Origin of the sequence: Desulfovibrio sp. (assembly GCF_019422935.1) — a bacterium.
Taxonomy (GTDB): Bacteria; Desulfobacterota; Desulfovibrionia; order Desulfovibrionales; family Desulfovibrionaceae; genus Desulfovibrio.
In genome coordinates this window covers 107,390-120,084 of record NZ_JAHZCJ010000009.1, presented here as the reverse complement: position 1 = coordinate 120,084, position 12,695 = coordinate 107,390, and the positions used below count along the sequence as shown (strand labels likewise).

At 57.6% G+C, this 12,695-nt stretch carries 13 protein-coding genes; 9 read left to right on the top strand and 4 right to left on the bottom strand.

Annotated elements, in window-relative coordinates; all coding sequences use genetic code 11:
- Positions 1-5: 5 nt before the first annotated feature.
- On the bottom strand, positions 6-1,991 hold the full coding sequence (locus QZ383_RS11980) for an ATP-binding protein (RefSeq protein WP_291445720.1): 1,986 nt from the start codon (positions 1,989-1,991) through the stop codon (positions 6-8).
- 170 nt (positions 1,992-2,161) lie between these two features.
- On the opposite strand from QZ383_RS11980, the gene QZ383_RS11975 reads away from it, so the two are divergent.
- From QZ383_RS11975 to QZ383_RS11965, 3 genes are all read left to right on the top strand, one after another.
- Positions 2,162-2,515 carry an SHOCT domain-containing protein gene (locus QZ383_RS11975; protein WP_291445718.1) on the top strand — a complete coding sequence of 118 codons (354 nt, stop codon included), beginning with the start codon at positions 2,162-2,164 and terminating at the stop codon, positions 2,513-2,515.
- Positions 2,516-2,556: 41 nt separating this feature from the next.
- On the top strand, positions 2,557-2,730 hold the full coding sequence (locus QZ383_RS11970; RefSeq protein WP_291445716.1) for a hypothetical protein: 174 nt from the start codon (positions 2,557-2,559) through the stop codon (positions 2,728-2,730).
- Positions 2,731-2,803: 73 nt separating this feature from the next.
- On the top strand, positions 2,804-3,406 hold the full coding sequence (locus QZ383_RS11965; protein WP_291445714.1) for a periplasmic heavy metal sensor: 603 nt from the start codon (positions 2,804-2,806) through the stop codon (positions 3,404-3,406).
- 222 nt (positions 3,407-3,628) lie between these two features.
- On the opposite strand, the gene QZ383_RS11960 is transcribed toward QZ383_RS11965, so the two are convergent.
- Complete coding sequence (locus QZ383_RS11960) at positions 3,629-4,141, bottom strand: hypothetical protein (protein ID WP_291445712.1); 513 nt, start codon at positions 4,139-4,141, stop codon at positions 3,629-3,631.
- A gap of 298 nt (positions 4,142-4,439) precedes the next feature.
- Here QZ383_RS11960 and QZ383_RS11955 point away from each other — a divergent pair, with 298 nt between their 5' ends.
- From QZ383_RS11955 to QZ383_RS11940, 4 genes are all read left to right on the top strand, one after another.
- Positions 4,440-4,892, top strand: coding sequence for a universal stress protein (locus tag QZ383_RS11955; protein WP_291445710.1), 453 nt, complete (start codon positions 4,440-4,442; stop codon positions 4,890-4,892).
- 211 nt (positions 4,893-5,103) lie between these two features.
- Positions 5,104-6,237, top strand: a complete 1,134-nt coding sequence (gene hisC, locus QZ383_RS11950) for a histidinol-phosphate transaminase (protein WP_291445709.1) — start codon at positions 5,104-5,106, stop codon at positions 6,235-6,237.
- Positions 6,234-6,929 (top strand): (d)CMP kinase, encoded by a 696-nt coding sequence (gene cmk, locus QZ383_RS11945; RefSeq protein ID WP_291445707.1) that lies wholly within the window; start codon positions 6,234-6,236, stop codon positions 6,927-6,929. The genes hisC and cmk overlap by 4 nt, the downstream gene beginning before the upstream one ends.
- Before the next feature lie 335 nt (positions 6,930-7,264).
- Complete coding sequence (locus QZ383_RS11940; protein WP_022658005.1) at positions 7,265-7,828, top strand: tetratricopeptide repeat protein; 564 nt, start codon at positions 7,265-7,267, stop codon at positions 7,826-7,828.
- A 254-nt stretch (positions 7,829-8,082) separates the two neighbouring features.
- Here QZ383_RS11940 and QZ383_RS11935 read toward each other — a convergent pair whose 3' ends face one another.
- The gene (locus QZ383_RS11935; RefSeq protein WP_291445705.1) at positions 8,083-8,868 is read right to left on the bottom strand and encodes a hypothetical protein; all 786 of its coding nucleotides are present in this window, start codon (positions 8,866-8,868) and stop codon (positions 8,083-8,085) included.
- A gap of 270 nt (positions 8,869-9,138) precedes the next feature.
- Between QZ383_RS11935 and QZ383_RS11930 the strand changes: the two genes are divergently transcribed.
- Together QZ383_RS11930 and QZ383_RS11925 are read left to right on the top strand one after the other, a co-directional pair.
- Entirely contained in the window at positions 9,139-9,486 is a 348-nt protein-coding gene (locus QZ383_RS11930; protein ID WP_291445703.1) for a DMT family protein, read from the top strand.
- Positions 9,462-10,274, top strand: coding sequence for a TSUP family transporter (locus QZ383_RS11925; RefSeq protein WP_291445702.1), 813 nt, complete (start codon positions 9,462-9,464; stop codon positions 10,272-10,274). Before QZ383_RS11930 ends, QZ383_RS11925 begins: the two co-directional genes overlap by 25 nt.
- Before the next feature lie 82 nt (positions 10,275-10,356).
- Here the strand turns inward: QZ383_RS11925 and QZ383_RS11920 are convergent, their stop codons facing one another.
- Positions 10,357-12,447, bottom strand: a complete 2,091-nt coding sequence (locus QZ383_RS11920; protein ID WP_291445700.1) for a methyl-accepting chemotaxis protein — start codon at positions 12,445-12,447, stop codon at positions 10,357-10,359.
- Positions 12,448-12,695 lie beyond the last annotated feature (248 nt).

Genomic DNA, 12,695 nt, shown 5'->3' with positions numbered 1-12,695 from the left:
ATGGCCTAACCCTTGCCGTTTACAGGCAGGGTGAGCGTAAATTCCGCCCCATGCCCCGGCGCGTTGCCAACACTGACGCGCCCGCCGTGCCCCTCGGCAATCTGATAGACAATGGCAAGCCCAAGGCCGGTTCCCGACGATTTTGTGGTAAAATAGGGCGTAAAAATGGAGGCCTGAATCTCTGCCTGGATGCCCGGCCCCGTGTCGGCCACGGTGATGCTGAACATGCCATCGGGCAGCGCGCGCGTACTCACGCGCAGGGTGCCGCCGTGATCCATGGCCTGAACCGCGTTGAGAAAAAGATTCAGCAGAGCCTGAGTGAGCCGCTCCGTGCTGATGCGCACCAGCGGGAAGCCCGGTTCCATTTCAAAAACCACGGTAATGTTCTTGGCCTTGAGGTCTGCCTCGGCAAGCCGCAGCGCCCGCCCGATGACCTCGCCAAGATCAGCCTGCACGGTTTCAAACGAACCGGGACGCGCAAACTCCAGCAACTCGGAAACCACGCGGTCCAGCCGTTCCACTTCGTCAATCATGCGCTGGGCGGCTTCTTCCTCGCGCCCGCCCATGGGCATGCGCTTGGCGATGTACAGGGCCACGCCCTTGATGGTGCTCAAGGGGTTGCGGATTTCATGCGCCACACCCGCCGCCAGATGCCCAAGGGCCGCCAACCGGTCATTGCGCTGGGCGTCAGCCTGAAGGCGCTTCATTTCTGTAATGTCGCGCAACACAAATACGTTGCCCAAAAAAGCGCCGTCCTCATTGCGCATGGCCGCGCCGCCAAGGCTGATGGTCAGCGGTTTGATTCCCGGCACGGCAAGCGTTGTTTCCTGCTCCAGAATGCGCGATCCCTTAACCAGTTTACCCACCAGAGCTTCCCACTCCAGACCGGGTAGACTGCGCAACCGCCGTGCCCGTGCAGACCTGCCGGGCTTGTCCGCATCGCCCTGAGAAGCCTCTGCGCCAGAAGGAAATATTTCTGCGCGCTGCTTGCCGAACATAGCCAGCGCCGTGTCGTTGATCATGGCAATGCGCCCGTTCGGGTCGCTGATCACAAGGCCAAGTGGGAGGTTTGCCACAACCTCTGCGGCCATGGTCTGCTGATCGCGCACAATACGCCGCCAGCGACGGTTGTTGTGCATCCAGAACAGGGACACAAAACCAGCCAGCCCCAAGGCGGCGGCCAGCGCGGCAGAGAGCAGGTTGTTGCGCGCGTCCTGGGCCAGAGCATCCTCAAAGGGGCGCGCGTCAAAACCAACCAAGGCCACACCCACCACCTGCCGGGGGGCCTCAGGGCCGGGGCGGCCACCAAAGCCTCCCACTGGGGGCGGCGGCGGATTGCCAAACACCTCATTGGAATCAGGCCCGTCAATATCAGATGAATGCCCCATCATGCGGCCCATCATGCTCATGCCGTGGGGGCCATGCCCGCCGCCCATATGCTGCTGCCCGCCCATGTGCTGTTGCCCATGTGAACGGCTCAGGGGTGCAAATACACGAAAAACCTCAAAAACTTCTTTTCCATCCACCTTGCGTACCCGCCACATAGGCCGGTCTGAAACATCTGCAAGGGGGGGGATATCCTGAGGCTGCACCAGCATGGGAGTGGGGGCAAATTCCGGTGCGACGTCGTCCGGCACGCCGGGAATCGGCGAGCTGTCGCCGCTCTGGGCAAGTATGGCCCCGCTCATATCGGTAACAGCCATATAGAGAATGCCGGGTTGGCGGGCCGTTTCACTGAGCAGCGGGCGCAAGCCCAGCACAGTGCCGGGGCTGAGGCGCATGCCCGTGCGGGTTCCGGCTTCAAGCGCCCAAATGAGCGCCTCGGCCCTGTCCGTAAGGTTGTGCACCATAAAAGCCCGCTCGCGCTGGTTGCTGCGCACGGAAAGCCCCACCAGTGTCAGGCCGAGAATAAGGGCTGCCCCAAGCAGCATCCAGGGTGAAAGGCCCATGCGCGACAAGCGCTGGGAGAGAGATGAGCGAAAACGGATCATGAGTGTTTCCTCAACGGCGCAGCTTCATAAGTATGTATTTTTTACTCACCGCGCAAGCCCCTGGTAAAAATTGGATAGCTGGCCAAACAACTGAGTAAAAAATGGACAATATTAATCCAGCCGAAGATCTCTCGTTTTTCATAAATTTTATTTAATTAAGCAATTTTAGCGTGTTACAAAAATCCACCCATCTTGGCACGGCCTTTGCCTATACAGCATCAAACGGCGCTGAAATACGCAGCACCAATCAGAAGGCAAATAACAAACTGACGGCGCAACGTCACACTGAGGATACTGATATGTATGGCTGCGATATAGGAAGCGTAATGGGATGGGGAAATGGCATGACGCACCTCATATTCATGATACTGATTATTTCCCTTGTGGTCGCTTTCATCAGCAAAATGTTCCCGTTACAGAGAAAAAATATGGATTATACAGATTCCATGGCGATTCTCAAAAGACGGCTTGCCTCTGGTGAAATCACTCTTGAAGAATACGAAAAACTGAAAAAATCCATCTGAGCGGCCTTGCCCTGAGCAGGCCGAGATAAAGGAGAACAATCATGAAATCTCTCAAGCTTACCCTGATTTTCGCTTCCCTGGCCCTGGTGCTGGCCTTTGCGGTAAACGCCTCTGCCGCAAACACGGTTGATGCCCAGATCAGCTCCTCATGGTGCGGCAACGGCCAATCCGGCTCGCACGGCCCCCACGGCTATGGCCATGGCTACGGGCGATAAGCTTTCCGTCAGCCAGAGCAAATAATCACCTAACCAACACGCAACTACCATCAAACCAAAAGGAAATATTACTATGAAGACCTCCAAGATCGTTACCAGCGGCGCGGCCCTTACCCTTGCCATCTTCCTCGGCCTCTCGGGCGTTGCTTCCGCCCAGAACGGCGACGGCCACGGCCCCGCAGGCATGGGTCCCGGCACAGGCATGGGTATGGGCATGGGCCCCGGCATGGGTTATGGCATGGGCCCTGGCATGGGATTGTCCAGCGAGCAGATGGAAACCATGCAGCAGATCCACCAGAGCTTTGTTGAAAAAACACAGCCCACCATGCAGCAGCACTTTTCCAAGATGGCTGAACTGAACAACCTTGCCGCCGCTGGCGCCAAGCCCGACGATGCCCGCGTCAAAGCCGCCCAGAAGGATCTGCGCGAAATCGACGCCAAGCTGTACAGCGCCAGGGCCGAAATGCTCAAGCAGATGTCTGACAAGGGCATTCCCTTCATGGCTGGTCACGGCATGGGCCGGGGCATGGGACACCGCATGGGCGGACACGGCATGGGACATGGCATGATGGGTAACGGCATGATGGGCCCCGGCAACTGCCCCGGCATGGCTGGCATGGGCGCGGCTGGCACCACTGGCAACGCAGTGCAGTCCGGCGCTACCAGCAACAAGTAACCTCGCAGCAGCTCACCGCGCAGCCCGTTTAAGGGCAACGCACCTCCATAAAACAAGCCTCCGGAACTGCATGATTCCGGAGGCTTGCGCATTTACGCAGCACCATAAGCCACCCTGACCGCCATGTGCAAAAAGCCGCCCGCTCCTGGGAGCAGACGGCCTGATCACAAGCAAAAACCGCCGTGAAACCCTGATCTCACGACGGTTTTTCTGTCCGGGCGGCTATGCGGTATAGTCGCCCCTGTTGAACTTGATTTTTTCTGTCGTTGTCATCACGTCAAGCTCGTTGACCAGAGAATCAAGCCCAGCATTCTGACCGCGTACAGAGGCCGTGCTGTTCTTGAGAGCGGAAACCTGCCCGTCTATCCCCTGCAACAGGGAATAGGCTTCGCGCAAGGAACCATTCTGACCCGAGGAGCCCAGGGCGTTAACGTACGAATCCCACATGTCCAGGGTGCCGGAAGCCTGCGAAAAGGCGCTCTGGATAACGTCTTCGTCCACATCTACCGATTCGGACTGGGTGGAGCCAAGCAGCATCTGACTGATCATGGATGCTTGTGAAGCCTGCCCCGCCGCCGCTGTGGGAAGCGCAGAAGATGCAACGGCACTTTCAAGGCCCATCTGCTCGCTCAAAGCCGCCTCAAAGCCGCCCTGCGCCGTCTGCGCTCGGGTTGTGCCCGGGGTCTGGCTCTGCTGGCGTAACAGCGCCTCAAGTTGATCGTTGGTAACTTTCATGTCGCCTCCAGGGTTGGCGTACTGCCGTTGCAGAAAAAATGCAAAAATCCTGCCACAAAGGTTTACTTCCATAACAGGCTGATTTTTCACAGGCTGGCAGAAGCAATGGGGAAAAAATTTCCCTGCCCCTTGGCGGCGTTAGGTGAAATGTCTTGTCTATTGTGCCGAAAAAAACTACCATTTATTACAGATGAAGGCAAAGGATAAAGGCTGCGACCCCAAACCAAACCCCTCTTGGTCGGCCATATTCAGCCAGCCCGTTAATCAATCTGCCTACCGGGGGGAACAGGAGTTTGCCATGAAGGATATCAAGAAGATTCTTTGCGCGGTAGACCTTTCCGAACACAGCAAGGAGGTTTCCGAATACGCGGTGCTTCTTGCCAAGGGTCTCAATGCGAGCGTGCTTGTTGTATACACGGCCCCCTCGCTGAGCCAGTATGTGGGCTTTCATGTACCACCCAACACCATTGAGAATTTTGTCGGCGAAATCGTGACCGGCGCTGAAAAGTCCATGGAATCGTTTGTGGCCGAAAACTTCGTGGGTGTTGAAGCCAAGGGGCAGGTGCTCATTGGCTATGCCGCCGAAGAAATCCTCAACCGCGCCCGTGAAGAAAAGGCCGATCTTATCGTCATGGGCACCCATGGCCGCAAGGGCATTGACCGCATTCTTTTCGGCTCTGTGGCGGAAAAGGTGGTCAAGAACGCCGACATGCCCGTGCTGACCGTGCGCCCCACGGAAGCAGGCGAATAACAGGCGAATCTGGCCCTTCCTGCCTGCGCGCAGGCAGTTGCGCCAGTACCAGAGCCATAAAGAAAGACACGCTTTCCAACTTTTTCAGCCAGCAAGCTGTCGCATTGCGATGGTTTGCTGGCTGAAACATACTGACAAACGCCGCAAAACGCCTTGTGCCCATGCGCAGCCATGAATCTTCGCCCTTGAGGGCGATACCGGTGGAGTAACCATGTCCGAGATCAGTGTGCGCCAGGAAATTATGGCCCTCAAGGCCTATGTTCCCGGCCTTTCCATTGCCGAAATCCAGGATAAGTACAACCTTCCCCAGGTTATCAAGATGGCCAGCAACGAAAACCCGCTGGGCATGCCCCCTCTGGCCCGCGAAGCTGTGGAACGCCACGCCGCCGGGGCCTTCCGCTATCCGCAGGGCGGCAATCCGCGACTGGCAAAGGCGCTGGGCCAGCGACACGGCGTTGACGAGCACCGTGTGGTTGTGGGCAACGGTTCGGACGAAATCATCGACCTGCTTATCCGCATTCTGGCGATTCCCGGCGCGCACAACATTGTGTGTTTCAACCCCTGTTTCAGCATTTACCCCATTCAGGGTCGTATTTGCGGCGTAGAAATCCGGCGGCAGCCCCTTGAGGAAGATTTTTCCTTCAACTTTGCCGCCCTACTGGAACTGGTGGACGCCAACACGCGCATTGTTTTTGTGACCACGCCCGACAATCCCTCGGGCTTTTGCCCCCCGCGCGCTGCCGTGGAGGCCCTTGCGCGCGATCTGGCGCAGAAGGCCCCCGACTGCCTGCTGGTGGTGGACGAAGCCTACGTGGACTTTGCCGAAGATGAAAAAGGCGCATCCATGCTGGCAAGCGGCATCATGCCCCATAACACGGCCTTTATGCGCACGTTTTCCAAAAGCTTCGGGCTTGCGGGCATGCGCGTGGGTTATGGCATTTTGCCTGACCATCTGGCGGATTTTGTCTGGCGCGCGCGCCTGCCCTTCTCTGTCAACATTCTGGCGGAGGAAGCGGCTTTGGCGGCTCTGGCTGACGACACCTTTTACAACGCCACGCAGGATGCCGTGCGCACAGGCCGCAAGGAGCTGTTTGCGGGTTTGACGGCTATGGGCTGCAAGGTGTGGCCGAGCGAAGCGAACTTTTTGATGTTCGGCATGCCCGAGGGCACGCCCAACGCTGCCGAATGCTTTGAAGCCCTGCTCGCACGGGGCATCATCATCCGCCCGCTCAAGAGCTACAGCTTGCCGGATCTGCTGCGCGTCAGCATCGGCAACCAGCAGGAAAACCTCGCCTTCCTTTCCGCCATGGCAGAGATTATTGCCCGCAAAGGGGAAAAGGCATGAGCGCGCGGCTTCCTGTTGTGACGCTTGACGGCCCGGCAGGCGTGGGCAAAACCACGCTGGCCCGGCGGGTGGCAGAAGGGCTTGGCCTTTCCTACCTTGATACCGGGGCCATGTTCCGCTGTATGGCGCTCAAGCTGGGCGCAGGGGCGGAAACATTGCCCGAAGAAGAACTGCGCACCCGCTGCGCGGAGTGGACGTTCACCCTTTCGGGCCTTGGGCAGCAGTCCACCCTGTTCTGCAACGGTGTTGCCGTGCGGGGCGAGGTGCGCACCGAGGCCGTGGGCATGCTGGCTGCCCGCATAGCTACCGTGCCCGTGGTGCGGGAAATTCTGCGCGCCACCCAGCGCGCCATTGGTGAGCAGTACCCGCTGGTGGCAGAAGGGCGCGACATGGGAACAGTGGTTTTTCCCGATGCGCGCTTCAAGTTCTTTCTGGATGCAGCGCCCGAGGTACGCGCCATGCGCCGTCTGCACGACCTTGAATCCAGCGGGCAGAAGGCGGATCTCGCCACCCTGACAGAACAGATCCGCCAGCGCGACGCCCTTGACCGCAACCGCGCCGTGGCCCCACTGCGCCCCGCGCAGGATTCGCTGATTGTGGACACGTCCCACCTTGACATTGAGGGAGTGCTTGGCGTCATCCTGCACCACATCAACGTGCATGGCGGTACGCAGAGCCTGCGCTCCGCCTGACGCACACAGCAACCAGCACACCAATTCGCACCCTTGAAGGCCGAACCGCATTATGGTTCGGCCTTCTTTTGTTTGCCCCGGCTGCCCGCAAAGCACAGCGGCAAGAATTGCCCAACCAGGAAAATCCTGCCTGCGCCGCGCCCCTGAGCGCCAAGGCTTTGGCGCTTTAAATGGTGCCGAGCTGCCTCCCTGGCGGATATTTTGCACAAACGGCAAATCACCACGCTGTATTTATTGCACTCTTTTACTATTGGCACGTTCAGTGCATATAAAAATGCAAGTCAGTGGCGCATAAAGCGCCCGACCACAAACCAGCCTCAGTTGGGGAGGATACCATGAGCAATCAACTGGATTACGAAATCAATAAGGAATTGGGCGAGTGCTACCTTTTCATGGGTGATTTTGACAAGGCCGAGGAATACTACCGCAAGGCCGCAGGCAGCAACTCCCAGAGCGCGGCCCCCTTCCTGGGGCTGGCCACTGTGGCCGTGCAGCGCTCTGACCTGGACAAGGCTCTGATTCTGTACCAGAAGGCCGCTTCTGTGGAAGAAACCGACAAGGCCCTGTGCGGCATTGGCCTTGTGTACATGGAAAAGGGCGACCACCAGCAGGCCTTTGACTACTTTGCTGCTGCCCTGAAAAAATCCAGGGAAAACATTGTGGCCCTCAACTGCCTGGTGCGTGAATCTTACCAGCTTGGCTGCGTCGAAAACGCGCTGCCCTACCTGGAAGACACCCTGCGCTCCGGCGTGGAAGCCGAGGCCGTTCGCGTCACTCTGGCTGGCTGCATGATCTACCTTGGCCGCGCCGAAGAAGCCCGGCAGCACCTTGAAGCGGTGTTGGGCGCCAACCCCACCAACATCAATGCCAAGGAACTTTTCGACACCATGGCTGCCTAGGAATGGCCTAGTCCATACCTCAGCCTGTACATACTCCCCTCCCCACATGATTTTCCGGCCCCTGGCGGGTGTCGGGGGCCGGAAAATCATTCCCTGAGGGAAGCCACGCGCCGCTGCCGCTATTGATCCGTTCTCCGGGTCGGGCACGGCGGCACGGAGCGCCGGAAAAACCCCTGATGTACGTCAGGGGTTTTTGTGTTTGGGCGGCTCATTCCGCCTGCAATTTGCTATGTATCCAGCGGCAGTTGCGCAGTTCAGAGCTTGGCCCGGATTTCGTCGTAGCTTTCCCGCAGCTTCATGACCTGCGGGTCGCCGATGACCTGTGCCCCATCCAGCGCCACAGCGCACATGAACAGCAGGGCCTCCTCCGCATCAGACATGCTGTTGCAGACAATATCGTAGTATTCCGTCCTGTTGGACGGATCGATTTTTCTGGCGCTCTCCGCCGCCTGCCGGAAGGTCTTGATAAAGACCTCGCAACGCTCATGCCGAAACACCCTTCGGCCAAAAACCTGCAACAGGGGAGTTTCCGTATGCGTGCCCGCAAGCACGCCTTCCACCTCACGCGCAAGGGCTGCCCCGGCATCGGCGCTGCGGGCGTTTATGGCTGTCACGTCACACAGGCATTCACGCACCACCAGCCGTACGTCTGCTATGCTGAAACGGTGCTCGCGCGATTTTTTAAATTCGTCCATGAGCAGCAGAAACATGCGCTCACGGTGATAGAGCTGCGCAGCCTTTTTCTGCTTTTGCAGTTCCTTGCGCTGCTCACGCATTTCATCGTTCTGCATTTTTATGGAAACAATGATGCCCGCAAACGCGAGCCCGGAAAACAACGTGTTGAGCACCCCGAAGGAATCGCCAAAGGTGCCGGATTTGCTGAAATCTTCTACTGAATAGTACAGCAGCAGGGCTGATGCGGCCCAGATAACGATCACAAGCAGGGCCGCTTTCCAGAACAGCGCCCATGTCACCCTGTCAGGAGAAGCCTCCGCGGCTGCGTGGGTGTGCGGGCCACCAGAAGCGGATGACATACCCATATTCAAGAAGCTTCCGTTTTCGGCATCCTTAGCGCGCGGTGAGCGTGCCGCCATACAGTGTTCCTCCATTGCTTGCGCGGCGCAAAATCTACCGCTTGGGCAGCATAACCTTTCAACGTCGCCCCCGCAAACAAGGCATGCGGCAATGCCCCGGAGGCCTGTTGCAGGCTGTTGACGCGCCATGTTGCAGCAGATATGAGATTTGACGCTCTGTTCAACTTCTTCCGGCCTGCCAGGCAATTGCTCTTGCGACCGCCCGATGGATTTTCCATGCAGATACCAATTCCCGTCAGCACCGTGGGCCTGCTGTTTTGCTCCAATCTTTTCATGACCTTTGCCTGGTACGGGCACCTGCGCTACAGAAGCACAGCCCTGCCGCTGGTTATCGTCACGAGCTGGGCCATCGCTTTTTTTGAATATGTTTTGCAAGTGCCCGCCAACAGGATCGGCTACGGATATTTTTCGGCGGCAGAACTGAAAACCATTCAGGAAGTCATCTCCCTGACTGTTTTCATGGGATTTTCCGCATTTTGGCTGCACGAGCCGTTGCGCTGGAACCACCTTGTGGGTTTTGCGCTCATTGTGCTGGCAGCATGGATTATCTTCAAGGAATGGTAGGCAACGTGTTGGATTTCAGTCTGGTTACATACGCCGTTGGCATAGCTGCGGCCTTTGGCGGCGGATTTATTGATTCCATCGCTGGCGGAGGCGGGCTTATTACCATGCCCGCTCTGCTGCTTTCCGGCGTACCGCCGCATCAGTCCCTGGGTGTCAACAAGGTCAGCGCCTGCCTTGGCACCACTGTTGCGCTTGGCAATTTTGCCCGCAGCAATCTGGTTTTGTGGCGTGTGGCGCTGGCGGGCATTATTTTCTCGCTGGTTGGCTCGTGGGCCGGGTCACGGCTTGCCCTGCTGCTGGACGCGGCTGTTCTTGGCAAGGTGCTGGTGGCCTTGCTGCCCATAGGCATGTGCGCAACCCTGCTGCCCAAGAAAGAACACAAGCAGACGCCCCTGCCGCACTCCGGGCCCCGCTTCTGGATTCCCGTAGCCTTTGTATGCCTTCTCATTGGCGGCTATGATGGATTTTTCGGTCCCGGCACAGGGAGCTTTCTTATTCTGGCCTTCCACTGGATTCTGCGCATGGGACTGATGGAAGCCTCCGCCACCTCCAAGGTACTCAACCTTGCCTCAAACTTTGCCGGAGCCGTGGTTTTCATCGTCAACGGCGTGGTGGTGTGGAGCCTGGCCCTGCCAATGGCCGCGGCCTGCTGCCTCGGCAACTGGATGGGAAGCCGCTTGGCTATTCGCGTGGGGCCTGCGGCTGTGCGCCGTTTTTTGACCATTTCGCTCAGCCTCTTGCTGCTGACCCTTGTATGGCAGTATTTTCTGGCTCCGAGCATGCACTAGTAAAACAACTGCTCTACAGTTCAACGCAAACAGCCCCAGAGTATCGCATTCCGGGGCTGTTTGCCATTGACTCTATGCAGAGCTAGCCGCGCTTCATCTCGCTGATAAGTTCACTCATGCGCTCGGCCTGGCGGGCAAGCTCGCTCACGGCCCGGGAAGCTTCGCCCATGGCCTGCGCCGTCTGGCTGGACATTTCGTTGACACTGACAATGGACTGGTTGATCTCGTCGCTGGTTGCGGACTGCTGTTCGCTGGCCGTGGCAATGGCGCTCACCTGATCTGCCGATTCCTCGACCTTGGTCACAATCCCCTGCAAGGCTTCGCCGGACTGCTTTGCAAGCTCGGTGGCCTTTTCCACCTCTGCCAGCGCCTTGTCCATGGCGGCAACACTCTGCCCTGCGCTGCCCTGGATGGCAGAAATGGCATTGCCCACGTCATTGGTGGAAGCCATGGTTTTTTCCGCAAGTTTGCGCACTTCATCGGCCACTACTGCAAAACCGCGCCCGGCTTCGCCCGCGCGGGCGGCCTCAATGGCGGCATTGAGCGCCAGCAGGTTGGTCTGGTCGGCGATGTCCGAGATCACGTTCATAATCTGGGTGATTGCCTGGGCATGCTGGTTCAACGTGGTCATGTCGCCCTTGAGCGCCAGCGAAACCTTGTGCACCTGCCCTATGCTCTGCAAGGCGTTTTCCACAATATTCGCACCGCTTTCGGCATTGGCCCGCGTTTCCGCAGACACAGCCGAAGCCGCGGAAGCATTACGGGCAACTTCCTGCACGGTGGCGTTCATTTCATTCATGGCAGTGGCGGCCTCGGCCAGACGCTGTGCGGATTCCACGGCGCTCCTGTCCGACTGCTCGATCTGTGCGGAAAGTTCTGTGGAAGCGGCGGAAATAACGCTCACCACTTCTTCCAGTTGCCCTGCTGCCGTCAGCATGCCCTCGCGCTTGGCGCTCTCGGCCTGACGCGCAGCTTCTTCGGCTCTGGCTGTGGCTTTTTCCGCCTCTTCCGTAGCGTGCTGCGCGGCCTGGGTTTTATGTTCACTTTCGTTCAAAAGGTGCCTGATGCTTTGCACCATGCGCCGCATGCCCGCCGCAAGCGTGCTGAATTCGTCACCGCGCTTTTCAGCGGCATCAAAAAGAGCGCGTTCTTTGTCGTTGGTTTCAAGACGACCACCGGCAACGGCTTCGGCCACGCCTGAAATACCGCCCAGCATACGCACAATGCCCCGGGCCGAGAAAAAGATCATGGTTCCGACTATCAGCGCACAGGCCAGAGTAAGCAGGCTGGCGTTGGTCAGCAGGTCGCTGATGGGTTTGAAGATTTCTCCACGGTCAAATTCCACGCACAAAATCCAGCCTTCGTGCGGCAGCGGCTTATAGTACAACCCCTTTTCATCCTTGCCATTGTCAAAGCGGGTACGCCCTTCCTTCTGCTGCAACAGGGCCGCCACATGGGGCACCTTGCTGTCATTGCGCCCAAGAACAGCTCCATCCGGGTTCAGAACCATACGCCCCTGAAGGTCGTAGGCATAGACCATGCCCTTCTGGCCGATCTTGATTTTATCAGTGGTATTTTTGCCCAGAATTTTATTATCGATTGCCGCTGCCAGCACGGCCATGTTTTTGCCGTCCAGTTTGAGCGGCATGGCAAGCACGGTGTAAACCTCGCCAGTGGTGGCATCTACCATGCCACTGACACTGGTCTGGCCATTCTTGCTCTTTACAAAGTATTCCCTGTCAGAAAAATTGGCGCCGACGAACTTGTTCTTCCCCTGCTGCTTATCAACGCGGTACCCAAGCACGGTGCCGTCCATGGCAATGATTGCGGCGGAAGAAACCATATCGTTATTGGTCACAAAAGAATCAAGAGCCTGGTCTGCCCGCGTAAACAGGGACCCCTCAAAAGCATCCGATTTGTTGCGGGAGTAGGCTTCCACCTGATCCTTGATGCGCTGGTTCTCGGTCATGGTTTGCAGGCCCTGTTCTATCCCGGAAAACACCGCGTCAAGCCCTATGCTCTGGCACTCAAGCAGGGCATTCATATCTGTGGCAATCTGCTCTCGCAGGATTTCTTCTGACATTTTGTAGCAAACCCCTGCCACAAGCATCAGCCCCACTATTGCCGGAGTGAGGATGGAAATTCCCATTTTCGCAAGTAATCCGAGTTTCATCACTACCCCTTTTGCGTTGCGTCTACGCACTGAATGACCGAAAGGCTAATTACCATGTGAAAAATTAAACTACCCCTGAAATCCTGTAAGACAGGTCTTTTCCACTGTACTTATCGGACAAAACGTGACTTTCAATATATCAATTATACTTATTTTCACAAGAAATCTCTACGAGCGTGATAGGGATTTTTACGCTGCCATTTCGCACTGGTAGCTATCAATCTCATTAGGACGAGGAAGGCGTGAAT